The organism is Fibrella aquatica, assembly GCF_041321135.1.
GTDB lineage: Bacteria > Bacteroidota > Bacteroidia > Cytophagales > Spirosomataceae > Fibrella > Fibrella aquatica.
Window position 1 is genome coordinate 144,787 of sequence record NZ_JBGGWF010000005.1, and the last position, 21,412, is coordinate 166,198.

The 21,412-nt window shown below is 52.9% G+C and carries 18 protein-coding genes; 8 read left to right on the plus strand and 10 right to left on the minus strand.

Translation table 11 applies throughout. From position 1 onward, the window contains the following. Window positions 1-207 precede the first annotated feature (207 nt). A complete protein-coding gene (locus ACAW87_RS14110; protein ID WP_370724052.1) occupies window positions 208-1,107 on the minus strand; it encodes a nucleotidyltransferase family protein in 900 nt (299 codons plus the stop codon). A gap of 303 nt (window positions 1,108-1,410) precedes the next feature. On the opposite strand from ACAW87_RS14110, the gene hppD reads away from it, so the two are divergent. The 3 genes from hppD (at window position 1,411) to ACAW87_RS14125 (ending at window position 3,940) form a co-directional block, all read left to right on the plus strand. After that, window positions 1,411-2,559, plus strand: a complete 1,149-nt coding sequence (gene hppD, locus ACAW87_RS14115; protein WP_370724053.1) for a 4-hydroxyphenylpyruvate dioxygenase — start codon at window positions 1,411-1,413, stop codon at window positions 2,557-2,559. Between the two features lie 117 nt (window positions 2,560-2,676). Beyond that, on the plus strand, window positions 2,677-3,414 hold the full coding sequence (gene phhA / locus ACAW87_RS14120) for a phenylalanine 4-monooxygenase (RefSeq protein ID WP_370724054.1): 738 nt from the start codon (window positions 2,677-2,679) through the stop codon (window positions 3,412-3,414). A gap of 88 nt (window positions 3,415-3,502) precedes the next feature. After that, the gene (locus tag ACAW87_RS14125; protein WP_370724055.1) at window positions 3,503-3,940 is read left to right on the plus strand and encodes a MarR family winged helix-turn-helix transcriptional regulator; all 438 of its coding nucleotides are present in this window, start codon (window positions 3,503-3,505) and stop codon (window positions 3,938-3,940) included. A 76-nt stretch (window positions 3,941-4,016) separates the two neighbouring features. Here the strand turns inward: ACAW87_RS14125 and ACAW87_RS14130 are convergent, their stop codons facing one another. Together ACAW87_RS14130 and ACAW87_RS14135 are read right to left on the minus strand one after the other, a co-directional pair. Continuing rightward, a complete protein-coding gene (locus tag ACAW87_RS14130; protein WP_370724056.1) occupies window positions 4,017-5,159 on the minus strand; it encodes a hypothetical protein in 1,143 nt (380 codons plus the stop codon). Window positions 5,160-5,369: 210 nt separating this feature from the next. Continuing rightward, window positions 5,370-6,185 carry a carboxylesterase family protein gene (locus ACAW87_RS14135; protein WP_370724057.1) on the minus strand — a complete coding sequence of 272 codons (816 nt, stop codon included), beginning with the start codon at window positions 6,183-6,185 and terminating at the stop codon, window positions 5,370-5,372. 71 nt (window positions 6,186-6,256) lie between these two features. Here ACAW87_RS14135 and ACAW87_RS14140 point away from each other — a divergent pair, with 71 nt between their 5' ends. Further along, window positions 6,257-6,973: a TVP38/TMEM64 family protein gene (locus ACAW87_RS14140; RefSeq protein WP_370724058.1), complete on the plus strand. Its 717-nt coding sequence runs from the start codon at window positions 6,257-6,259 to the stop codon at window positions 6,971-6,973. A 103-nt stretch (window positions 6,974-7,076) separates the two neighbouring features. Here the strand turns inward: ACAW87_RS14140 and ACAW87_RS14145 are convergent, their stop codons facing one another. Next, window positions 7,077-8,048, minus strand: a complete 972-nt coding sequence (locus ACAW87_RS14145) for a zinc-dependent alcohol dehydrogenase family protein (protein ID WP_370724059.1) — start codon at window positions 8,046-8,048, stop codon at window positions 7,077-7,079. 107 nt (window positions 8,049-8,155) lie between these two features. Between ACAW87_RS14145 and ACAW87_RS14150 the strand changes: the two genes are divergently transcribed. Both ACAW87_RS14150 and ACAW87_RS14155 read left to right on the plus strand, forming a co-directional pair. Continuing rightward, window positions 8,156-8,881: an MIP/aquaporin family protein gene (locus ACAW87_RS14150; protein WP_370724060.1), complete on the plus strand. Its 726-nt coding sequence runs from the start codon at window positions 8,156-8,158 to the stop codon at window positions 8,879-8,881. 41 nt (window positions 8,882-8,922) lie between these two features. Then, the gene (locus ACAW87_RS14155) at window positions 8,923-9,669 is read left to right on the plus strand and encodes an acyl-[acyl-carrier-protein] thioesterase (protein ID WP_370724061.1); all 747 of its coding nucleotides are present in this window, start codon (window positions 8,923-8,925) and stop codon (window positions 9,667-9,669) included. Window positions 9,670-9,796: 127 nt separating this feature from the next. Here ACAW87_RS14155 and ACAW87_RS14160 read toward each other — a convergent pair whose 3' ends face one another. Next, window positions 9,797-11,929, minus strand: coding sequence for a ComEA family DNA-binding protein (locus ACAW87_RS14160; protein ID WP_370724062.1), 2,133 nt, complete (start codon window positions 11,927-11,929; stop codon window positions 9,797-9,799). Window positions 11,930-12,003: 74 nt separating this feature from the next. Further along, window positions 12,004-12,330 carry a hypothetical protein gene (locus ACAW87_RS14165; protein WP_370724063.1) on the minus strand — a complete coding sequence of 109 codons (327 nt, stop codon included), beginning with the start codon at window positions 12,328-12,330 and terminating at the stop codon, window positions 12,004-12,006. A 233-nt stretch (window positions 12,331-12,563) separates the two neighbouring features. On the opposite strand from ACAW87_RS14165, the gene ACAW87_RS14170 reads away from it, so the two are divergent. Continuing rightward, window positions 12,564-13,772 (plus strand): acetyl-CoA C-acetyltransferase, encoded by a 1,209-nt coding sequence (locus ACAW87_RS14170; RefSeq protein WP_370724064.1) that lies wholly within the window; start codon window positions 12,564-12,566, stop codon window positions 13,770-13,772. A gap of 187 nt (window positions 13,773-13,959) precedes the next feature. Next, complete coding sequence (locus tag ACAW87_RS14175) at window positions 13,960-16,107, plus strand: 3-hydroxyacyl-CoA dehydrogenase NAD-binding domain-containing protein (protein WP_370724065.1); 2,148 nt, start codon at window positions 13,960-13,962, stop codon at window positions 16,105-16,107. A 59-nt stretch (window positions 16,108-16,166) separates the two neighbouring features. On the opposite strand, the gene ACAW87_RS14180 is transcribed toward ACAW87_RS14175, so the two are convergent. From ACAW87_RS14180 to ACAW87_RS14195, 4 genes are all read right to left on the minus strand, one after another. Next, window positions 16,167-17,579 carry a tetratricopeptide repeat protein gene (locus tag ACAW87_RS14180; protein ID WP_370724066.1) on the minus strand — a complete coding sequence of 471 codons (1,413 nt, stop codon included), beginning with the start codon at window positions 17,577-17,579 and terminating at the stop codon, window positions 16,167-16,169. A gap of 209 nt (window positions 17,580-17,788) precedes the next feature. Further along, window positions 17,789-19,276, minus strand: a complete 1,488-nt coding sequence (locus tag ACAW87_RS14185; RefSeq protein WP_370724067.1) for an MBOAT family O-acyltransferase — start codon at window positions 19,274-19,276, stop codon at window positions 17,789-17,791. Between the two features lie 12 nt (window positions 19,277-19,288). Next, a complete protein-coding gene (locus ACAW87_RS14190; RefSeq protein ID WP_370724068.1) occupies window positions 19,289-20,365 on the minus strand; it encodes a hypothetical protein in 1,077 nt (358 codons plus the stop codon). A gap of 85 nt (window positions 20,366-20,450) precedes the next feature. Continuing rightward, entirely contained in the window at window positions 20,451-21,203 is a 753-nt protein-coding gene (locus ACAW87_RS14195; protein ID WP_370724069.1) for a DUF5602 domain-containing protein, read from the minus strand. Window positions 21,204-21,412 lie beyond the last annotated feature (209 nt).

A 21,412-nucleotide genomic window follows, 5' to 3' on the forward strand; every position in this document is an offset into this window, starting at 1 on the left:
GGATTAAAGGGATTTAAAACGATTCACACAGATTATAATGGTACGCGGATTAAAAAGGATTTAAAACGATCAACACAGATGTTGATTTAAGCCGATACGTAGCCTGAAGCAGAGCAAATCCCTTTAATCCGCGTATCCATTCAATCTGCGCAAATCGTTTTAAATCTTTTTAATCCGCGTACTATTATAATCCGCGTACCATCATCACTATGCCCACAAGTTATCCGGGTAAGCACCGCTGTCGTGCAGGCGTTTGAATGACTTCTTCACCGTTGGTTTGTCTTCCGGGTAGGTGACACCAAACCATTCAGACTGGCTGCGGAATACACGGCAGGCTCCCTCGTTGGTCTGGATAAGTTCGGTCATGACCGTAGGAATGTAAAATTCGGCCTTGGGTATATCGAAGTTGGCGCGGGCATAGGTCTCAAACTGACGTTGCACGTGAGCAAATACGCCGGGCTTGAACCCCCAGAAATTCATCGATACCGGCGTTTGTGGATCCAGTGGCGTTAATCCATCGGCTTCTTCATACACGATTACGCCGTCTTTTTGGTAAATTTTGGTGCGCTCAATCACCGACGTTAGGTTGTCAGCGTTGTCGGTGGCACAAACGCCGCGCGATACCGAGCCAAAATCAGAGAGCGTGTTCTTTACCTCGTAGCCAACCATGGCATGAAGGGTATCATCGGTATCGTTGGTCAGAAAATCACCCATCACCTGAAAGGCTTCCTGCCCGTAGAAATCGTCGGCATTAATGACCGCAAAAGGGGTTTTTGTATGAGCGGCAGCGCACAACATGGCGTGGCCCGTGCCCCAGGGCTTAGTGCGCTGAACAGGACCCAAGTCTTCAGGTACGTATGAAAACAAGGCCTGAATGGCAAAATCGACGTCAATTTTTCCAGCGAGTTTCGGTAGAAAAATGGCTTCAAAATCGGCACGAAGCTCCTGACGAATAATAAATACCACTTTGCCAAAACCCGCCCTGATAGCGTCGTATAACGAATAATCAATAATGGTTTCGCCGTTGGGGCCAAACTGATCGAGTTGTTTGATGCCTCCGTAGCGGCTTCCCATGCCTGCGGCAAGGATCAAAAGGGTCGGTTTCATAAAAGTAAACGAGTGATAGACTGAACGAGCAACCATCGTTGATGGAACGCCCCCTCTACCGGTAAAGGTACTGATAAGGCTGAAATGGGGCGCGTCGACAAAGCCCAAAACACCGCGCGATTTGGACTATAGCCTAGGTTTTTCGTCGTTTTAAACTAGTATATCTGGATTTGATACAAATTCGCGTTATAATTGTATGCTAGACAATAGTTGTTAAGCTAATTACATTCATCAATGAACAGGGTTTGGGTATCGTCGCGGTTTGGGTAAAGCCCGGCGGTACTATCAGACCCACCCGATACCATGGAAAATCTGCTTGTGCTCGAGCCCGCTACCGAAGCGGTTGCCAATACGCAACCTGTCTCTGATTTTCTGCCCCTCAACGGCACCGACTACGTTGAACTGTATGTTGGAAATTCCCGTCAGGCGGCCCACTTTTTCCAGACAGCCTTTGGTTTTCAGCCAATCGCCCACGCGGGCCTGTCAACGGGGCTTCGCGACCGGGAATCGTATGTGTTACAGCAGGGCAAAATCAGGCTGGTACTGACCTCGCCCCTACACGGCGATACCGACATTGGCCGACATATCGATCTTCATGGCGATGGCGTTCGGGTGGTGGCGTTCTGGGTCGATGATGCGCGTCAGGCGTTTCTGGAAACTACCAAACGGGGTGCAAAACCATTTATGGAACCCGTTCAGGATGAAGACGCGCATGGATACGTGGTGCGATCGGGCATTCACACATATGGCGACACCGTTCACCTGTTTGTTGAACGTACCCAGTATTCGGGTACGTTTCTGCCGGGCTATGAGGCCTGGCAACCCGCTTATCAGCCTGCGCCGGTAGGTCTGCAATATGTTGACCATATGGTTGGCAACGTGGGCTGGAACGAGATGAATGAGTGGGTCGACTTCTACGGTAACGTGCTTGGGTTCAGTCAACTAGTCTCCTTCGATGATAACGACATCTCAACCGATTACACAGCCCTGATGAGTAAGGTGATGAGCAATGGTAACGGACGGGTGAAGTTCCCGATCAATGAGCCGGCCGAGGGTAAAAAGAAGTCGCAGATTGAAGAGTACATCGATTTTTACGGTGGCGCGGGTATTCAGCACATGGCCGTGGCAACAGATAACATCGTGGAAACGGTGACCGCTCTCCGCGACCGGGGCGTCGAGTTCCTGCGCGTACCCGACGTGTACTACGACGACCTGAAAGAGCGCGTTGGTCAGATCGACGAAGAGATTGATACCCTCCGTTCATTGGGTATTCTGGTCGACCGGGACGAGGAAGGGTATCTGCTTCAGATTTTCACGAAGCCGATCTGCCCCCGGCCTACGCTGTTTTTCGAGATCATTCAGCGAAAAGGAGCCCGCTCGTTCGGAAAAGGCAATTTCAAAGCCCTCTTCGAAGCCATCGAACGCGAACAGGAAGTTAGGGGAACATTATAAAGGAGGAAAGGGGTGAAAGGGAGAACGGAGGAAAGGGAAGCGGGAAATGCATTGCACTATAAGCAATCTGCCCCCTTTCCTCCGTCCTCCCTTTCACCCCCTTACTCCCTCTAAGTCATGCTTCAAACTTATTCTGCCTATACGCCCGACGACCAGGTTGTTTGGGGGATGCTGTTCCGGCGGCAGATGCACCGCCTACCGGGTCGTGCTTCACAGGCCTACATGGATGGTATTGTGGCGACGGGTTTTCCGAATGAGGCCATTCCTGACTTCGAGCGAGACCTGAACCCGCGCCTGTTGCCGCTGACGGGCTGGCGGGTAGTAGCTGTTCCGGGACTGATCGGTAACCGTGAATTTTTCGAGCTCATGGCCGACCGGCAGTTTCCCGCCACAACCTGGCTACGTACCCGCGATCAGCTCGACTACCTGCCCGAACCCGATATGTTTCACGACACCTTCGGGCACGTACCTGTACTGACCAATCAGCCGTTTTGCAATTTCCTGGCAGCGCTGAGTCGAATTGCCTTGAAGCATGTTGACCACGAAGAAGCCATCGATATGATTGCCCGACTATACTGGTACACGGTGGAGTTTGGGCTCATTCGCGAAAACGGCGAGCTACGTATATATGGTGGTGGTATTCTGTCGTCGCCGGGTGAAACCATCTATGCGCTGGAAAGCGACGTACCCCGCCGCACTGATTATGACGTGGCCACGCTACTGCAGATACCCTACGTCATTGACCGCTTTCAGGAGCAGTATTTCGTCATTGATTCCTACGAACAACTGTATGAATCGGTCCCCGAAATAGAGCGACAACTGGAACGCTTACTGACGGAGACGACTGCTATCTGATGCGCATTGTTTGGTAATTGTTTGCAGGGCAAAATATTGGTTTGTTTTTTTGTGGATGTGCAGAATACTATTCTGCAAATACAACCATATGACACACCCTTCCGATCAACGAGCTTATTTTTTCAAGATTGATACTACTATCAAACGCATTCGGTACGCACTTCAAAAGCGATTCTCCGAGGCAGGCTATGATCTCACCGTCGATCAATGGGTGTTGATCGATCACCTGCACCGCAACCCCGGAATAAGTCAGAATCGACTGGGTGAACTCACCACGAAAGATGCCCCCACGGTAACACGTATCATCGATTTACTGACGAAAAAGAGCTTCGCCGAACGCCGCCCCGCCGATGATGATCGTCGAAAATTTCTGATTTTCCTGACACCCTCTGGTGAAGACCTATACGATGAATTGCTGCCCCTCGTGGTCGATATCCGTCGGCAGGGCTGGGGGCAATTAAGCGAAGAGGATTACCAGCATTTTACCCGCATTATGGATTCGATCTACCAGAATTTCAGCGCCTGACCCTCTTAGCTTACCCCATAAAAAAAGGCTTCTCTTATGCAGAGAAGCCTTTTGTCGTGAGGAACGTACCTGAGATTTAGTACGCTGTTCTGTCGCGAACCGACTGCGGATCGTTGTAGGGCAAATCTAACCCGTCGGTCGATTTAGTGTCGCTCCGGTCACCATCCGGACCGAGCATTTCCTGTGCCTTGGCCATTGATTCATCGGCCGCCTGACGTGGATTCGTCATCATTTCCTGTGCCTCTTCAGGCCGTTCGCCGGGCTTGTGAGCTGTTGGCGCATCGGCATCTTCCTGATAAGGTTTATCAGACGAACCGGTATCTGGGGTGTTATCCATTCCCTCGGCATCGTCAATTCCCTTCGACATGTTCACGTACTGTGTTCCCGGTACGGCATCGCCCGGCTCGATCTGATCGGGAGTTGGCTCTACATGATTTTGGTCAACAGAGACGGTTGATGTACGCGACGCGGAACCACCGTAGCCAAAGCCAAGCGCCATATTATGCACTTGTGTTGACGTGCCTGCACGGTTACTGGCATTGATCTCATGCGAACGCTCGGGCTCGCTAGGGTCAGTAATTTCAGGCTTGTCGGGCGAGGGCGAACCTGGCAGATCAGGAATTTCAGGACCCGGCGAAGGCGGTGTTGGTGGTATGGATGGCCCACCCGGCATTGGATTATTGGGGTCGGGCGTGCCGGGCGTCATGGGCACCATATCGCCGGTGATGGTCATCGAATAGGTATTTGTCTGATCGGCACCGTTCGGCTGGATCCGGCTGGTTGGCGTACCGTCGTTGGCAGCGGCTGTTGTAGCAGGTTCTTCATCTGCACCACCCTGATCGGCTTCCAGCGTAAACGTGTTTTCATCGTCTTGAGTCGCCGGGCCGTTGTCTTCGACCACATACGTACCTGTTGTTTCCTCGGCGTCGTTGCTGGCATCGGGTTTAACGTCTTCAGCGCCCCGCAATGAGGCATCCGAGTTTTCGTACGTTTTTTCGGTAAAGCCCTGAAGGCTCCGCTCTTCATCGCTACTGTAGCGATTACGGAGTTGCTCGTCCATTACATCGTCGTCGGTATCGCCCATAGGCGTCAGTTTACCGTCAACGAGTTTGACCATATTGGTTTCGGCCTGATCGGCACCGAACATGGTTTCGGCGTTTTCATTAGAGACCAGGTTGGCTTGTTGTGAGCCATCGGAAGAGGCAGAAGAAGCAGCCATAACGTTAGGGGTTTTGTTGAGTTTATCTCAATAAAACCCCGCCCGCTCCGAAAGGTTTAAAGGGTGAAGGGGTGAAGGGGTGAAGGGTAAAAGGGTGAAGGGTGAAGGGCGAGGGGTGAAGGGGTGTTGCTTACGCGTCAGCAATGCGTTTGCTTGAGCAACATCCTTCACCCCTCGCCTTTCACCCTTCACCCTTCACCCCCTCACCCTTCACTTTCGTTTTTGATCGAATAGCCAGGGAAGCAGGCGTTCGTCAGTCAAGGCTCTGTACCACGACTGTTGACCGCCATTTTCGTATTCGGTGTATTGAGGCTCAACGCCCAGCGTCTGTAGGCGGTTGGCAATGGCCCGCGACAGACCGACGGGTATAATAGGGTCGTTTTCACCGTGGAAAAGCCAGAGCGGCACTTTTTTAGCGTACTTGTCGCAAGCCGCTGTGTCGCCGCCACCACCAATGGGTACTGCCGCTGCAAATAGACCGGGCCGCAGGGACAGCGCTTCCAGGGTACCAAAACTCCCCATTGCCATGCCAATGATATACACACGATTCTTGTCGATTCGCTCATCTGCAATCAGGCGATCGATCAGAGCGAGGGTAGCCTGGAGGGGCTCGCTGGCTCGTTTGGCGTACGTACCTAGCTGAATTTCTTCTCCGGGGTTTTTCAGGAAACCAAAGGTTGTCCAGTTATCGGGTTTAGGGCATTGCGGAAAAACGACGTACGACTGAAAACGAAGGCGATTGTCGAGGCTGGCGAATATGTCGCCGCCGCTAAGCAACTGCCGTTCGTTGTTATCGCCTTTTTCGCCCGCTCCGTGCAGCACCACTACCAACGGGTATTTTGCTTTCGACTCTTTTTCGAGCGGTTCCAGCAAGCGATACGGCAACGGATAATCGCGCCGGAAAACGAAGGTCTTTTTCAGGTAAAGTGTGGTATCAGCAGGAGAGAACTGGCCGAAAGACTGGCCTGTGGCTGATAAAGCGAGACCACCCAGCAGATAGAGTAGGAATGAAAAGCGTCGAATCATACCGCAAGCTACACGCTGTCCCGAAATCTCCTGTATTCGGCAGTGCTACAGGCTCTGATTTTATGGGTTGAATGAACAGTTCTGCAAATGAGACGGTTGCCCGTATGTTCATGACTACCAACTTCCGCAAACTTTTGACTGGCCCGGCGCTGTTGGGTCTGGTGCTATCGGCCCTACCGCTGCTGATGAGCTCGTACATCACGTATTACGCCGTGACACACGAAGCGCAGATTACCCTGTTCTCGGCCACCGACTGGGTTATTGCCACTGTGGTGTGTAGCCTTGCGTGTGCCTTTGCCCTGATGTTACCCACGCCGTTAGCTCTTATTTTTGGCTATTTCCTGAGTTGGAATGCCGTAGCGCCTCTCTTCATCATCAACATGTCGGCCATTGTGCTGGTCAACATAGTCGTGCAGCGACTCGATCAGGACCGGGTTCGACGTCTGATTGAGCAGAATCCTAAAGCGGCCCGCGTGTTGCATCGTATCCGCGAGCGCGAGTTACAGTTTATCTTTTTTGCCAAACTGTCGCCCGCGTTGCCGTTTTCATTGACCAATATGGTGTTTTCGCTGTCGGGAGCCAGCCTTCGCAATATTCTGTTAGGCGGCTTTCTCGGCATGGTTCCGCGCACGCTGCTCGCCATCTGGTCGGGTGCTCAGGCGCACCACATCCGCACCCTGCTCGATAACCCTAACGAAGGCAGCCACACCCAAATCATCGTCATCGCCCTGCTTGTGGTATCTATGGTGGGGTTAATTTCGGTAGTTAGTAAGGCAATGGCGAAATGAGTTCAAAGTCTAATGTTCAAAGTCCAAAGTCGCGCTGCCATAACACAGAATGGTTGGTTAGCAACGCGACTTTGGACTTTGAACATTAGACTTTGAACTCATTTCAAGGTTTCACCAGCACTTTCCCCCACCGTCCGGGTGCGTCGGCGTGGTCAACGGCTTTGGCGATTTCGTCGAGGCTGTAGGTGGCTTCAACGGGCATCTTTATCTGGCCCGATGCCAGCATGCCGATTACCTCGCCCGCTACTCGCTGACGTGTTTTGGCATCGACGCGGCGCATCCAGTCGGTTAGCCAGAAGCCTTTCACGGTCAGCTCGCGGAAGATCATCAGGCCCGCATTGAAGGTTGGATCTTCTAGGCTTAACAGGCCGTAAATGAGCATGGTGCCGCCTTTGGCGAGGCATTTCAGGGCCTCCGACGCTGTATGTCCACCTACCGCGTCGAGCACACAGGCAACACCTTGACCGTCGGTAATTTGCTTCACGCGGGCGGCCATATTGTCGGTTTCCGTATTAATGATTTCGGTCAGGCCAAGGGCTTTCAACTCGTCGTTCAGGTCGTTGCGCCGAACGGTTCCGATCGTTTTTATACCCCGTTGCTGACACAACTGAATGGCCATTTTACCGAATGCCGACGCGCAGGCCGTAAGCATCAGCCAACCACCTTCCGGCACGCCCGACTCCTCTACCATGGCAAACGCCGTAAACGGATTCACGAAGAGTTGAGCAGCCACCTCGTCGGTCATCTCGTCGGGAACGGGTATCAGGGCTTTGTGATGTGCAATGGCGTATTCTGACCACGCGCCGATTCCCGTAAAACTCACCCGCTGACCAACGGGTAGTTGTACTCCTTCCCCCACGGCGTCGATCACGCCCATACCCTCAAAACCGGCCCCTGATGGCAACTGAGGCCGAATGCCGTACAGATTCTGCACAAACATAATGTCGGATGGATTGATAGGACTAGCCCCCACGCGGATACGTACCTCGCCTGGTGCCGGTTCCGGTACGTCCTTTTCAACGACGTTAAGTATATCGGCGGGTTTGCCGGTTTGTTCAAACTGAATGGTTTTCATGTTTTGACGATTGGCAGTATAAAATCAAAATGGCCCGTATATTGGCTCAAAATCGCTCTAATTTATCTTAAATAGAGACTATTCCTGACCTTGAACTATCCTTTCTCATGCAAACTTCTCCTTTTTTAGGTGAGCTCATTGGCACTATGGTGCTTATTCTATTAGGCAATGGTGTGGTAGCCAACGTGGTACTTAAACAAACAAAAGGCGCCAACGGGGGCTGGATTGTGATCACCACGGGCTGGGCGTTTGCCGTAACCATGGGCGTATTCGTTGCCAAATCATTCGGGAGTCTCGACGCCCACCTGAACCCTGCCGTTACGGTTGCCTTCGCCGTTGCTACCAATGATTACAGCCACATGATACCGTACATCTCGGCTCAAATGCTGGGTGCCTTTCTTGGGGCAACACTTGTCTGGTTGTTTTATCTTCCCCACTGGCGAGTTACCCCCGATCCGTACGATAAACTAGCCGTTTTTAGCACAGGTCCGGCTATCCGGGAACCCTTCTCCAATTTGGTGAGTGAATTGCTGTGCACGCTGGTCCTTATTCTGGGGCTGGCAGGAATTTCGTCTAAAGCACTGGGCGTACTGGCTATCGGCGTTGGCCCCTATCTGGTTGGTGTACTTGTCTGGAGTATCGGCTTGTCGCTGGGTGGCACCACGGGTTACGCCATGAGTCCAGCGCGCGATCTGGCACCCCGTGTTGCCCATGCACTTCTGCCAATTCCCGGTAAAGGGTCATCAGACTGGGGTTACGCATGGGTTCCGGTGGTTGGGCCGTTACTTGGCGCGGCATTGGGTGGGTTCCTTATCCGACTGTTTGCGCTGTAGGAAATAGGTGTAGGCCACGTCAAAACCGTACCTTTACAGTTATGGCTTTTATCCAAACCGACACCTATACGTTACATAGTTACGAATGCGACGCCACCGGCCGAATCAGCATTCCAGCCCTGATGAACCTGATGCAGGAATCGGCCAACCGCAATGCCGACGATTATGGCATCGGTAGTGCTTCATTACAGGCGCAGGGACTTGGCTGGATGCTCATGCGTTTCGGGCTGACTATGCATACGTACCCACGCACGGGTCAGGTAATCAAGGTGGTAACGTACCCAACTTTCGTTGAGAAATTCTTTGTGTACCGCGACTTCCGCGTGCTCGACGAAGATGGTATTCTGCTGGCCGAAGCCAATAGCACGTGGCTGGTATTCGACACGGCCAAGCGCGGCATTATTCCGGTGCCGGGCTTCATCCGCTCCCTGTCGCCCCCCGACATGGCCGATGTGTCGCCCAAGCTCCCGTCGAAACCCGCCTATCAATCGCTTGATTTTGCCGATACGCCTGCCGATCAGGTGACAGTGGGCTGGTTCGATATCGACGCCAATCAGCACGTAAACAACGTGGTCTACATCCGCTGGCTTCTGGAGCAGCTGCCCGATACGATTCTGCAAACGCAGGAAATAGCCGAACTGGATGTGGTTTACAAAACCGAAACCCACTGGCGCGAACAGATCGACGTACAGAATCAGCCAACCGAGTCAGGTACGTTCGTACATCGCCTAGCCCACGCCGAAACCGGCAAAGAGGTGCTATTAGCCAAAACGGTGTGGCGGTTTTAACCTCATCCCCAGCCCCTCTCCTGAAAACCAGGAGAGGGGAGTCGCTTTAGCGTAGCGCTGCTAATTGGCGAAGCTGCTGTAGTGCTCCCCCCTCTCCTGGTTTTCAGGAGAGGGGCTGGGGGTGAGGTTAAAACCGCCAACGAACCTGGAGCTTCAGTTCTGTTTTGTGCGGTGCGGCAATCAGGTCTAGATCAGAACCAATATCGGGCTGATTCGTGACGTCTGTGCGGGCGTAGCGGAACCAGATGTCGAGGTGCTTACTTGCCTGATAACGGGCCAGCAGATAGTGCCTGACGCCCCGGTCGAAATAAGCGGGGAAGGAAAAGGCGTAGAGCACGTCGCGTTCGTAGGCGTATTGCCGACTGTCGTAATCGTCGGTACCGAACAGGGCTACACGCCCGCTTAGGCTAAAACGACCCCGTTCATAGGTCACATCTTGCATAACAGCAAACCCGACCGAACTCGTTGTCGATGAAGCGTAGCCGAACGTACCTGCCTGAGCGCGCGACCGCATTGTGAGGCCGGGTGCAACAGTGTAGTCGGCGGTGAAGGCAAGGCTGCGGCGGGTAGTACCAACTACTTCTTTTGGTGTTGTCTTACTACCGGGTTTGTTCTTCTCTTTGTGTTCGTCGTGGAAAATCAGGGCGAAACGCGTCTGCCGATCTGGGGTATACGTTGCCGTGATCAGGTGATCGAACCCACCCGACGGCGCATCGATCAGGTATTTCCACCAGGGAGAGCGAAACCAGTCGACAAAACTGCTTAGCGTCAATTTTCGGTAAACGCTGTATTTGACTCCACCGTAAATCCCCGTTTCATTGATGGTGCGGCTTCCTTCGGCGAATGCATTGGCGTAAAAGCTGTGGAAATTACGGTCATAATGACGGGCCAAAAGAGCCAAATCGAGTCGGCGGCTCAGGCTGGTTAGCACGCCAGTAACGGCACCAATCCCACCGCTGTTAGTGACTGAGCCGCTACTCCGGGCCACTTCGCCAAAGAAATTCATGTTGCGCCAAACGTACCCGGCGTGAAGCCCTACAAGCAGGTTTTGCTTACCCACAAACTCATAGTCGTTATACGTCAGATCCCGCTTTTGCAGTTGAGTATCGAAACGAGTTTGCAGCACTGTCAGCCCCAGTTGAATTTGTTGCGTACGATAGTGTAGATGCCCGCCCAGATTTGTTTCCGCCACCGCCCGAAGATCAAGTAAATCGCTGCTTGTCTGATGCAAACCCGAAGTGCCGAACGAGGTCACGACAGGCTCGTCGAGTGTTGTTTTGACAGCGGCAACGTTAGCATCGCGGCGGTTCCGGGCGGCAAATAGGGTCAGTTCAAGCTGTGGGTTCAGGCTGTAGGTAGCCGAAAGGCCGCGCAGGTAACCGTACTCAGTCAGGGAGGTGTAGGGTCGAGCGCCCAGCGTAGGCCGACGAACGGTCAGGATGGTTTCGGCATTTTTGCCCAGCGAAAAACCAGCCGATAAAATGAGTCCTTGCCCAATTTGTTGCTGAAAATCACCGATGACTACATTACGCCACCGCCCTCGGTTTTGAATCTGAGCGTGAAACGAGATGTAATCAATGCCGTATTGCCGGGTAGCCGGGTTCCAGCGAAATGCTTCACCGGGGTCTTGTTCCAGCGTAAAGCCCACACTGTAAAATCCCGGCCGACTATTTCGGTACCGCAAATACCACTGACCGGGGCTACCCTGATAGCGCAGTGGCATCGCACCTGACTTGTTGGGTACGGCCTCTGTAAACCCTTTTTGCTCTTCCAACACCCGTTCGTACCGGGCAATCAGGTAATTATCGGTGGGGGCGGGTAATTCAGCGGTCAGCACATCCTGACGAATGGTAACGAAAGGACGTAGCCGTTGAATGCTGGGTACGTCGAAATTGGGAACGGCCTGTAGTTCGGCAACGGCTAGTAGGTCGCCGTTCATTTCCCGATACGTCAGCAAGCTGGATATCTGCCGGTCGGTCAGGAGCAAGGTGGCCGACAGTTCATCGCGATTAGCGCGGTTCAGATCAACCGGATTATTGTAGAGTTGAGCCAGGTTATCGAACAAAATCTGATAGTCGGTACCCTCTGTTTGCACCGGAAAAAGATACTGCAATAGCCCATTAAATGCCTCATCGGAACGGGTAGCTGATGAAGGTCTGGCCGATGCCGCCTTAAGGCTGGAGGAATTTGTTTCCTGAGAAAAGGCGGGCGTGTTCAGGAACGAACTTACCAGAAAAATCAGGTAAATGCGGGGAGTCACTATGTGCAGCGTTCGGTGGATGGACGAAAGCTAATTTGTTAACTGCTGGAAGTCAATCACATGAAAAAAGTTTATTACAGCTTCTCCGTCAGAATCTTAAGTACTAGCGACATGCTTACTTTCATCTCTTTCATATCGGACTTCAGTTCAGCTACATCTGACTTCAGTTCAGCTACGTCTGCCTTCAGGATAGCCACGTCCGCTTCGATTTTATCGATGCGCTTATTTGTGTATTCGTGGTTCTGTTGCGCTTGTTCATGGTTACGTTGCGCCTGTTCATGATTTTTCTGAACCTGTATAGTTAAGGTTGCCAGACCCTTGGCTACAGTTTCCAGTAGTTTACCATCTTCTACTGCATTAGCCTCCAATTGTTCGATTCGCTGTTCGATGTACAATGCCATAATCAAATATAAGCAATGGACGCTAAGAATACACACATTTTGGTTGGTATAGGTAGAGTTCTGGCAAGTCGTGGAATACCTTTTTCCTACGTATTAGCTAACTTATTCTTACCTAAGCTACATTTGTAAAGCCGTATGCATGCATACTAATTTCTTGTTTGATGTTTCGGGTTGAGGATAACTCTAAACGCGAAGCAACATCAAACTCTAAACATGAAACACAAAACCTATTTATGGCCAACGCCTTCATCTACGACGCCGTCAGAACGCCACGCGGGCGCGGCAAAAGCGTCGGATCCCTGCACGATATTCAACCTATTTCTTTACTGACCAGCGTATTGCGCAATATCCGTGACCGAAATAACCTGGATACCCGCCTGGTCGATGATGTGATCATGGGCTGCGTGACCCCGATGGGAGAACAGGGTGCTGACATTGCACGAACCGCCGTGCTGGAAGCGGGTTATGCCGAGTCGGTGGCGGGTGTACAGCTGAACCGCTTCTGCTCGTCGGGGCTTGAAGCGATCAATCAGGCGGCGGCTTACGTGATGTCGGGGCAGGTCGATGCGGTGATTGCCGGCGGCGTTGAATCGATGTCGCGGGTGCCGATGGGGTCTGACGGAGGCGCTATCTTCATGAATCCGCAGATTGTAGCGCAGCATAACATCGTCCCGCAGGGCATTTCGGCCGATTTGATCGCCACTCGCCAGGGCTATTCACGGAGCGATGTAGACGCGTTCGCGGCTGAATCGTACCGGCGCGCCGAAGTGGCCCAACGCGAGAACCGGTTTCACAAAACGCTGGTGCCTTACAAAGATGATATCGGTGTAACGGTGCTGGATCGCGACGAAGGGGTACGTCCGGGCACAACCGCCGAAAGCCTGAGCAAACTAAAACCGGCGTTTGAGATGATGGGGCAAATGGGCCTCGACGCACTGGCGCTCCTGAAATATGCCGACCTGACGCAGATTAATCACGTGCACCACGCGGGTAACTCGTCGCAGATTGTCGATGGGGCGGCGGGTGTGCTGGTGGGTAGCGAAGCGTTTGGGCAAGCGGCTGGCCTGAAGCCCCGCGCCCGCATTGTGGCTTTCGCCATTGTTGGTTCTGAACCCACGATTATGCTCACGGGGCCTGTGCCGGCTACGCACAAGGTGTTGAAGAAAGCGGGTATGAGCATCAAGGATATTGACCTGTTTGAGGTAAACGAGGCTTTCGCAGCCGTTCCAATGCTGTTTATGGACGAATTTGGCGTTGATCACAGTCAGATCAACATCAGCGGCGGGGCTATTGCGTTGGGTCATCCGCTAGGGGCTACCGGAGCCATTATCTCGGCAACGCTGCTCGATGAACTGGAGCGTACTGGCAAGCAGTTCGGCCTGTCGACCCTTTGCATCGGCGGCGGTATGGGCATCGCCACCATTTTTGAACGAATTAATTAAAATGTCATTTGCCTTTGGCGTCATTATGCTTCGTTGTCATTGATTGTTATTAAATAGCCCTACCGGCACAATGGCTATTAATGACGCCGTAGGCAAATGACAATTAATGACAGCGCAGTGTAATGACTACCTAATGACAGCGCAGCGTAATGACGCCGAAGGCAAATGAAATGAAAACTAAAAAGCCATGATTAACTACACCGTAGAGCAAAACGTTGCTGTCATCCGCTGGAACATGACGAGCAGCCCGATGAACGTGCTCAACGACGAATCGATCCCTCAGTTCGAGGAAGCGCTCAATAAAGCCTACGCCGACGAGACGGTGAAAGGCATCATCATAACGTCGGATAAACCTGAATTTGTGGCCGGAGCCGATCTGAAAATGATTCTTCGGAATAACGATCAGCCGCCCGCCGAAATGCTGAAGGTATCGGTAGAACTGAACCGGATTTTCAGGCGGATGGAAACGAACGGTAAGCCAATCGTAGCGGCGATCAACGGCACGGCGCTGGGTGGTGGCTATGAAATTTGTCTGGCTTGCCATCACCGCATTGCGCTCAGCAACGCTAAAACGGTCATCGGTCTGGTCGAGGTAACGATTGGCCTCTTGCCGGGTGGTGGCGGTACACAACGCCTACCGCGCATGATCGGGATGCAGGCCGCGTTGCCCCTGTTGGTGGAAGGGAAAAAGCTGAACGTACCTGACGCCCTGAAGAATGGCCTGATTGACGATATAGCCGAAACGCCTACGACGCTAATGGATAAGGCACGTACCTGGATTCTGGCCAATCCGAACCCAATTAAACCCTGGGATCAGATCGATAAAAAGACGGGCAAAATCGTGGCGCGCGATGCCTTCAAGGTGCCGGGTGGTAACGTGCAGAGTCCGGTTGGGGCACAGACGTTTGCGGCGGGTACGGCCATGTTGATGGAAAAAACCAAAGGCAACTACCCCGCCCCGTTGGCCATTATGTCGTGCGTCTACGAAGGCTTACAGGTAAACATCGACCGGGCGCTGATGATCGAGGCGCGGTACTTCGTGAAAGTAGCGACCTCAAAAGTGGCCAAAAACCTGATCGGGACGATGTTCCTGGGTATGAACGAAGCCAACAAAGGTGCCAGTCGACCCAAGGACCAGCCAAAAACCGAGGTAAAGAAAGTAGGTATTCTTGGTGCGGGAATGATGGGCGCGGGTATTGCCTACGTATCGGCAGTAGCGGGTATCGAGGTGGTGCTGAAAGACGTATCTGTGGAAGGAGCCGAGAAGGGCAAAGATTATACGCGGAATCTGCTCAAAAAAGGCGTTGAACGCGGTAAGGTTGATCCAACGACGGTCGACACGACTCTGAACCGGATAAAAACCACGGCCGACGTGGCCGATTTGCAGGGTTGTGATCTGATTATCGAAGCCGTTTTTGAGAAGCAGGAGTTGAAGGCTGTTGTTACGAAAGAAGCCGAACCGATGCTGACACCCAACGGCGTTTTCGGCTCGAACACATCGACCTTACCCATTACAGATCTGGCCGAAGCCTCAGCAAATCCGGCGAATTTCATCGGCATCCACTTCTTCTCGCCCGTCGACAAGATGATGCTGGTTGAGATCATTGTGGGCAAGCAAACCTCCGATTATGCGCTGGCTGTGGCGATGGATTACACCCGGAAGATTAGGAAAACACCGATCGTAGTCAACGACAGCCGGGGTTTCTACACGTCGCGTTGCTTTAGCACCTACACGTCGGAAGGCATGGAACTTCTACGTGATGGCGTAAACCCCATACTGATCGAAAACGCCGGAAAAGCCGCCGGTATGCCCGTTGGCCCATTGGCTGTTCACGACGAAGTGGCGCTGGATCTGAGCCTGAAAGTCATGACCGAATCGGTGAAGGCAGGGGTTATGCGCGCCGACGAACCAACGTACCTGATGGTGCAAAAAATGAACGAGTTAGGTAGGATCGGGAAGAAAGCCAAAGCCGGTTTCTACGAATACCCTCAGGAAGCGCCTAAACACCTTTGGACTGGCCTGGCCGAGCTGTTCCCCGTGGCTGATCAGCAACCGGGCCTGGAGGAAGTAAAAACGCGCCTGCTCTATCGGCAGGCGATCGAAGCCGTACGTTGCTTCGAGGAAAACGTGGTACGTACCAAGCTCGACGGTGATCTTGGCTCTATTCTGGCCTGGGGCTTCCCGGCTTACACGGGCGGTGCGCTTTCCTTCGTCGATTTCGTTGGCGTAGGTACGTTCGTCGCCACCTGCGACCGATTGGCTGATCAATATGGCGAGCGATTCCGACCAACAGAAAAATTGAGAGAACAAGCTGGAGTACCAGCAACGGCATAGATGCTGATCCCAAATGTGCAGGAGATGTGTATTCGGAGTAGTACTACTCCGAATACACCCTACTTCGCCTCGCTCGCGATGGGTCGTTCGTAGGTGCGGTTTACATCTTCGAGGAATTTGCCCGTTACCCAGCCAATGTCTGAGTCGCGGATGAACACCAGGCGTTTGGGTACGTCGGTATTATCGTAGGCCCGAACAATGGCTTCCAGCCAAAGTGCCCCAGCAATGATCTGTTTCTCGTTGAACTGACTTTGGGCATTGACCAGGTCTTTTTCCGCTTTGCTACGAATTTTCTTGTCGGTCAAGTCGGTCAGATCAGGGTGAAGCAGGGCCTGGTAGTTGGTCAGGGCCAGACGCTTGAATTTTTCTACGTCGGAAGCTGTGAGGGGAATAGCCGTCAGGCCCGCTTTTTCGGGGTGTAGGTACGTTACCAGCGCCCAGGCAATACCGCCGCCAAAGCCAACCGTCCGGCGTTGCTGTAGTCCGGTCAGTTCGGTGTTGACAGCTGTGTTTAGCGTAGAATCGGCAATGGCCTTGATCACCCGCTGCGCCTCCTGCCGGTATTGCTCGATCGATAACGACCGGCCATTGTCGATCAGCGTTGGCAACGATTTGGTGCCGACCGGGAAACTGACGGCGTGGAATCGGCGGTTTTCGTCGTAAAATCCGCCTTTCGTGTTACCACTACCAATATCCATGCAGGAGGTCGACGTCCACATTTTGCGGGGAATGGCACCAACCGTATAGAGCTCAGCTTCACGGGCGGCCGTTAGCATCGTATCGCACAGAACGCCTTTGGGTAGCTCGGCCGTAAGCAGATCGTACAGTTTGCGACGAAGGCCCGGCTGTTTGCCCAAGCCATCGTTGATGCCGCTACTGAAGGCCACGTAAATGCGCTCACCCGGAATGTTGTGCCGACGGATTGAATCGACATAAGCGCGCAACACCGCCCGACCAGCGTCAAACGATTGAGGCGTACCTGAAATCAAAGTTACATTGGGCGAATCAGGTTTCGACCGGATCGATTTGGTGTAGAAACCGTCTTCGAGTTTAGTGCTGAAAATAGCCAATTTGATGCCCGACGAACCAATATCGATACCTGCGTATTCCTTCTTGCCCGTTACACCGTCGATGAGTTCATTCATCGCCAATTCGCTGGCCGAGTACTTCAGAACTTTGTAGATCAGCTGGGCTTTCTGATAATACCGAATAGCCTCGGTCGTTTTTTCCTGATCGGCATAAGCCAGGCCTAAATTTTCGTAGGCAACCGCCTCCCAGTACAAATCTTTATTCTGAATAGCCGGCAAGGCTCTCATTAACAGATCGATAGCTTGTTGGGGTTTGTCCACTTCGCGAAGGGTATTTCCCAGCTTGATGAATTGAATGGCGGCGGTGGCATTTGGCGCGGGTTGCGCCCAGCCGCAGAGCGACAGACTGCTAAGGAGCAGAAACAGACAGACCTGTTTTTTCATTGCATTGAATAAAGCGAAGCGCAATATACAACAGCACAGTAAATCTATCGATTGTTGTCTAAATTCAGGAGCAAGACGAGGGGTTTATTTAGAGGAGGTTTTTTGACAGGATTTATAGGATGAACAGGATTTTATTTTTTAACTAGAGCAAGCAAGAAATCCTGTTCATCCTATAAATCCTGTCAAAAAACTCCTGGTAACAGGCAAGGTCAGAACTGGAAATAGATGAATGAGCTACTGCCTTTCTGCGTCAGCACAACCAGAATGAGCATAGCCGCCCAGCCTAGGCTGAGGCCCCACCACGGCAACCGTTTCACCTGATCGACCAGCGAGCTGTTCCGCATCAGCCAGTGGCAGGAAATCAGCACAACGGTGACAACACTTACCGTAACAATGGCCGTGTTCGTCAGCATGGCAGCCCCCTCAGGAAATCTGCCAAACATCCCCATCAGCAGCAACATAGCCCCCCCAAACGTAGGTGCCCGGAAGAAAACCCAGGTGATGTTCACCAGAAATAGCGTCAGCAAAGCCAGTCCAAACTGAGCAATGGGGCTTGACAAACGCACCGGAGGCACTAGCGACGCCTGACTGATAATCGGCTCGTTACCCACGTGTTCGGCTACCAGCGTTTGCCGATTGGCCAGCGCCTGACGAATCAATCGCTCGGCGCAGAGGAAAAGTCCGTGTAAGGCTCCCCAGATGACGAATGTCCACGAGGCACCATGCCATAGTCCACCTATCAGCATGGTAATCATCAGGTTAACGTAGGTACGTAGCGTGCCAAAGCGATTGCCTCCCAGCGGAATATAGAGGTAGTCGCGCAGCCAGGTAGACAGCGTAATATGCCAGCGCCGCCAGAAATCCTGAAAGCCGATGGCCGCGTAGGGGTACCGGAAATTGTCGGGCAAAACAAAACCGAGGCAGAGTGATACGCCAATGGCACAGGTTGAGTACCCGGCAAAATCGCAAAAGATCTGGGCCGAAAACGCCAGTACTCCCATCCATGCATCGAGCATTTGTACTGGAAAAGGCAGCGAAAAAATCAGGTCGGCCGTGTTGGCCAGCAAGCCATCAGCTACTGTTACTTTCATGAATAACCCCAGCGACAGCAGGAACAGGCCCCAGCTCAACTGCCGTGATGTAGCCCGTTGCGGCGTTTTGAACTGCGGCATCAGGTCTTCAGGACGAACGATAGGCCCGGCCACGAGGTGCGGAAAAAACGTGACGAACAGCGCAAAATTCAGTAACGAAGGCTCGGGGGCAAACTTGCGCCGGTACACATCCAGCGTGTACGAGAGCGTGACAAAGGTGTAGAACGAGATACCTACCGGCAGAATGATGTCGGGTTTTGCCGCCTGAAACACGATACCGATAGCCGATAAAAGAGCCGTGAAGTTTTCGAGCAGAAAGCCGCCGTACTTGAAATAGCTCAGCATGCCGAGGTTCAGCACCAGACTAACCGTGAGCAGGAGTTTCCGGCGAAGGGCCTGCTGTTCGGAGGCGATAAGGCGGGCCATGTAGAAGTCAACAACCGTCGACAGCCACAGGAGCAAAATAAAGGGTGGGTTCCAGAGCGCGTAGAAGAGGTAACTGGCCAGCAGTAAATTTACTTTTTTCGCCTTCCAGGAAATAGGTAGATTGTGCAGCCCCAGTATGATCGCAAAAAAGACGACAAACGTATAGGAGTTAAAGACCATGAGTGCGTAGCATTAGCGGTTAGACAGGGTTGGCTGTTCGGCAGTGGCAGTTAACGGCTCAGCAAGTGGCCAGTTCATCTTTTGGGCAATAATCGGAATCAGGTCTTCGGTGAATGTGATAGCTCCTTCGGGAGTCAGGTGTGACCATTCCGGGCAGTAGAAGTGATTTAGGGCCGGGTAGTCTTCGAAATAAATACCCGGCGTGTTGGTATAGGCCAGTAAACGATCCCAATACTCGGCGCGGGGGTAGAGCTTCTTTTCGGCTTCCCGCATGGTACCTTCCGAGGGCGTGCGGATGAACAGCACCTGTCCGCCCCGCGCCCGAATCTGGTCAACCGATCGTCTGGTGGCTTCCAGAACGGCCAGCAGCGGAGGGCCTTTGATGGCATCGGGCGGGCTGTGCGCCCCTACGTCGAGCCACACGCCTTTTACCTTATTCTGCATGCCGATGTCGGTCACAAAAGCAGCCGTCATGATGGATTGGCGGTCCTGATCAATGACGTAGAACTCGCGCGGGAACTGCGGGCCACCCCAAACGCCGGGCCGGGCCGGAATAGGCAGCAGATTCAGCAACGGGTTCAGCGACAGATTCAGCTCATCGAGAAACAGCAGGTTCGATTCAAGCACCCGGTTGATCTGGAAGCTAATCTGTTGCGAGAGCGACCAGGTAGGATATGCCGTTACCCGTTTGATGGCTTCTTTTTCCGGAAACGACCCGTCTGGGGTGAAAAACAGCATCTCCGTTACGTCAACAATGACAATGCCTTTGAACTTCGGATCATTGCCCAGGTCGGTCAGAACGGGGCGGGGCGAGGTCCCGTCGATGGATAGTTGAATGGGTTTTTCGCCGGTGATGCGCGTCCAGGTACGTTGGTCCAGATCGAATTTGATACGCGACGAGCCAACCAGCACCGGCCTTTTGGGGCTGCTCTCGTACACCTGCTTTCGTTTACTGGCCCAAAGGCTTTCGTCGTCGTTATACGACAGTTGCAGGTTCTGGCTTCTCCAGTACAGTTCCCAGCCTGCAACGAAGGCCAGTACAATGGCCAGGGCAAGCCAGGCCGCTTTGACATAGTTACTCGTTTTCATAAGCAGTCATGGGCATGGTTTTCCCGCCCCCCTCCTGATAGCGACACAGGAGGGGTGGGAAAAGAAGTTGATGAAGTGGAAAAGGTTACCGCTTGGTCAAGCCATCCATAGCAATGTCCTGACTACCATCGGCGTTGGTCGTGATGCTGTAGCGAGTGGGGTAATAGCCGGGCGTCTGAAACTGAGCGGGTTGCCGAATGGCTTTGTCCAGCTTTGGGTTCGTTTTGAGGTAGCTGAGCGTTACCATCTGCTCCCAGAACGTCACCTTTCCGTCGTACGAGCCAAAGACAAAGGTTTCGGTAAAGGCTTGACCTTTAAACTCAGGACTCGTCACGTCTGACCAGTGCGCGCCCATGCCCGGTACGCCGCCTGGCCCCTTGGCAAAATCGACCGGCAGGTACACCGCGGCAGGTACGTTGTCGAATTTGGCCGGAGCCTGCTCGTAGGGTGGAATCGCCATCACTTCGTTCATAGGCTGCATGTAGAAGTGGAAGTCGAAGTGGGGTACGTCGTAGATCCCTGCTGGTTCGTGGCCCTGCGGATTCCAATCGATCATCACGTGTTTGAAAGGCGTTTTAGCGGTCGCCTCATCGGGAAGGGCTAGCATAAAGGCCGTAACCGTTTTAATCGACGGCATACTGGCCAGCGCTTCCTTGGTCATGGTAAAACCGATCGATGTAGGATTACCCTGCGTATCTACCTTTAGCCAGGTTCTGGCAGTGCCAGTCCCCATTTGTAGTGTTGGGCCATAAAACTGATCGGGCTGGCTGGACGTGTCGGTCTTGGTGCAGCTTAGAAACAGAGGAACTGCCAGCAGATAGAGGAGAATGCGTTTCATCGTTTTGTCAGGAAAAAGTGGTGTTTGCTATGAATTACACCAGCAAGTAGCCTCTGCCCGAAAGCATCCGCTAACACCCACGTCACATTCGTTACCACTTTTGTAACATGACCTGAAAAAAGGAAAGAAATCGGCCTTCTCAGGCTAAATAGTTACTTTTCAGCCTGAAAAAGGGTTCGGTAAGCACCAAATTGAGCAGGGATTTTTCA

Excerpts from the sequence above, each read along its gene's own strand:
- ACAW87_RS14110 (WP_370724052.1), bottom strand. The coding sequence starts at position 1,107 with ATGAAACCGACCCTTTTGATCCTTGCCGCAGGCATGGGAAGCCGCTAC.
- hppD (WP_370724053.1), top strand. The coding sequence starts at position 1,411 with ATGGAAAATCTGCTTGTGCTCGAGCCCGCTACCGAAGCGGTTGCCAAT.
- phhA (WP_370724054.1), top strand. The coding sequence starts at position 2,677 with ATGCTTCAAACTTATTCTGCCTATACGCCCGACGACCAGGTTGTTTGG.
- ACAW87_RS14125 (WP_370724055.1), top strand. The coding sequence starts at position 3,503 with ATGACACACCCTTCCGATCAACGAGCTTATTTTTTCAAGATTGATACT.
- ACAW87_RS14130 (WP_370724056.1), bottom strand. The coding sequence starts at position 5,159 with ATGGCTGCTTCTTCTGCCTCTTCCGATGGCTCACAACAAGCCAACCTG.
- ACAW87_RS14135 (WP_370724057.1), bottom strand. The coding sequence starts at position 6,185 with ATGATTCGACGCTTTTCATTCCTACTCTATCTGCTGGGTGGTCTCGCT.
- ACAW87_RS14140 (WP_370724058.1), top strand. The coding sequence starts at position 6,257 with ATGAACAGTTCTGCAAATGAGACGGTTGCCCGTATGTTCATGACTACC.
- ACAW87_RS14145 (WP_370724059.1), bottom strand. The coding sequence starts at position 8,048 with ATGAAAACCATTCAGTTTGAACAAACCGGCAAACCCGCCGATATACTT.
- ACAW87_RS14150 (WP_370724060.1), top strand. The coding sequence starts at position 8,156 with ATGCAAACTTCTCCTTTTTTAGGTGAGCTCATTGGCACTATGGTGCTT.
- ACAW87_RS14155 (WP_370724061.1), top strand. The coding sequence starts at position 8,923 with ATGGCTTTTATCCAAACCGACACCTATACGTTACATAGTTACGAATGC.
- ACAW87_RS14165 (WP_370724063.1), bottom strand. The coding sequence starts at position 12,330 with ATGGCATTGTACATCGAACAGCGAATCGAACAATTGGAGGCTAATGCA.
- ACAW87_RS14170 (WP_370724064.1), top strand. The coding sequence starts at position 12,564 with ATGGCCAACGCCTTCATCTACGACGCCGTCAGAACGCCACGCGGGCGC.
- ACAW87_RS14175 (WP_370724065.1), top strand. The coding sequence starts at position 13,960 with ATGATTAACTACACCGTAGAGCAAAACGTTGCTGTCATCCGCTGGAAC.
- ACAW87_RS14180 (WP_370724066.1), bottom strand. The coding sequence starts at position 17,579 with ATGAAAAAACAGGTCTGTCTGTTTCTGCTCCTTAGCAGTCTGTCGCTC.
- ACAW87_RS14185 (WP_370724067.1), bottom strand. The coding sequence starts at position 19,276 with ATGGTCTTTAACTCCTATACGTTTGTCGTCTTTTTTGCGATCATACTG.
- ACAW87_RS14190 (WP_370724068.1), bottom strand. The coding sequence starts at position 20,365 with ATGAAAACGAGTAACTATGTCAAAGCGGCCTGGCTTGCCCTGGCCATT.
- ACAW87_RS14195 (WP_370724069.1), bottom strand. The coding sequence starts at position 21,203 with ATGAAACGCATTCTCCTCTATCTGCTGGCAGTTCCTCTGTTTCTAAGC.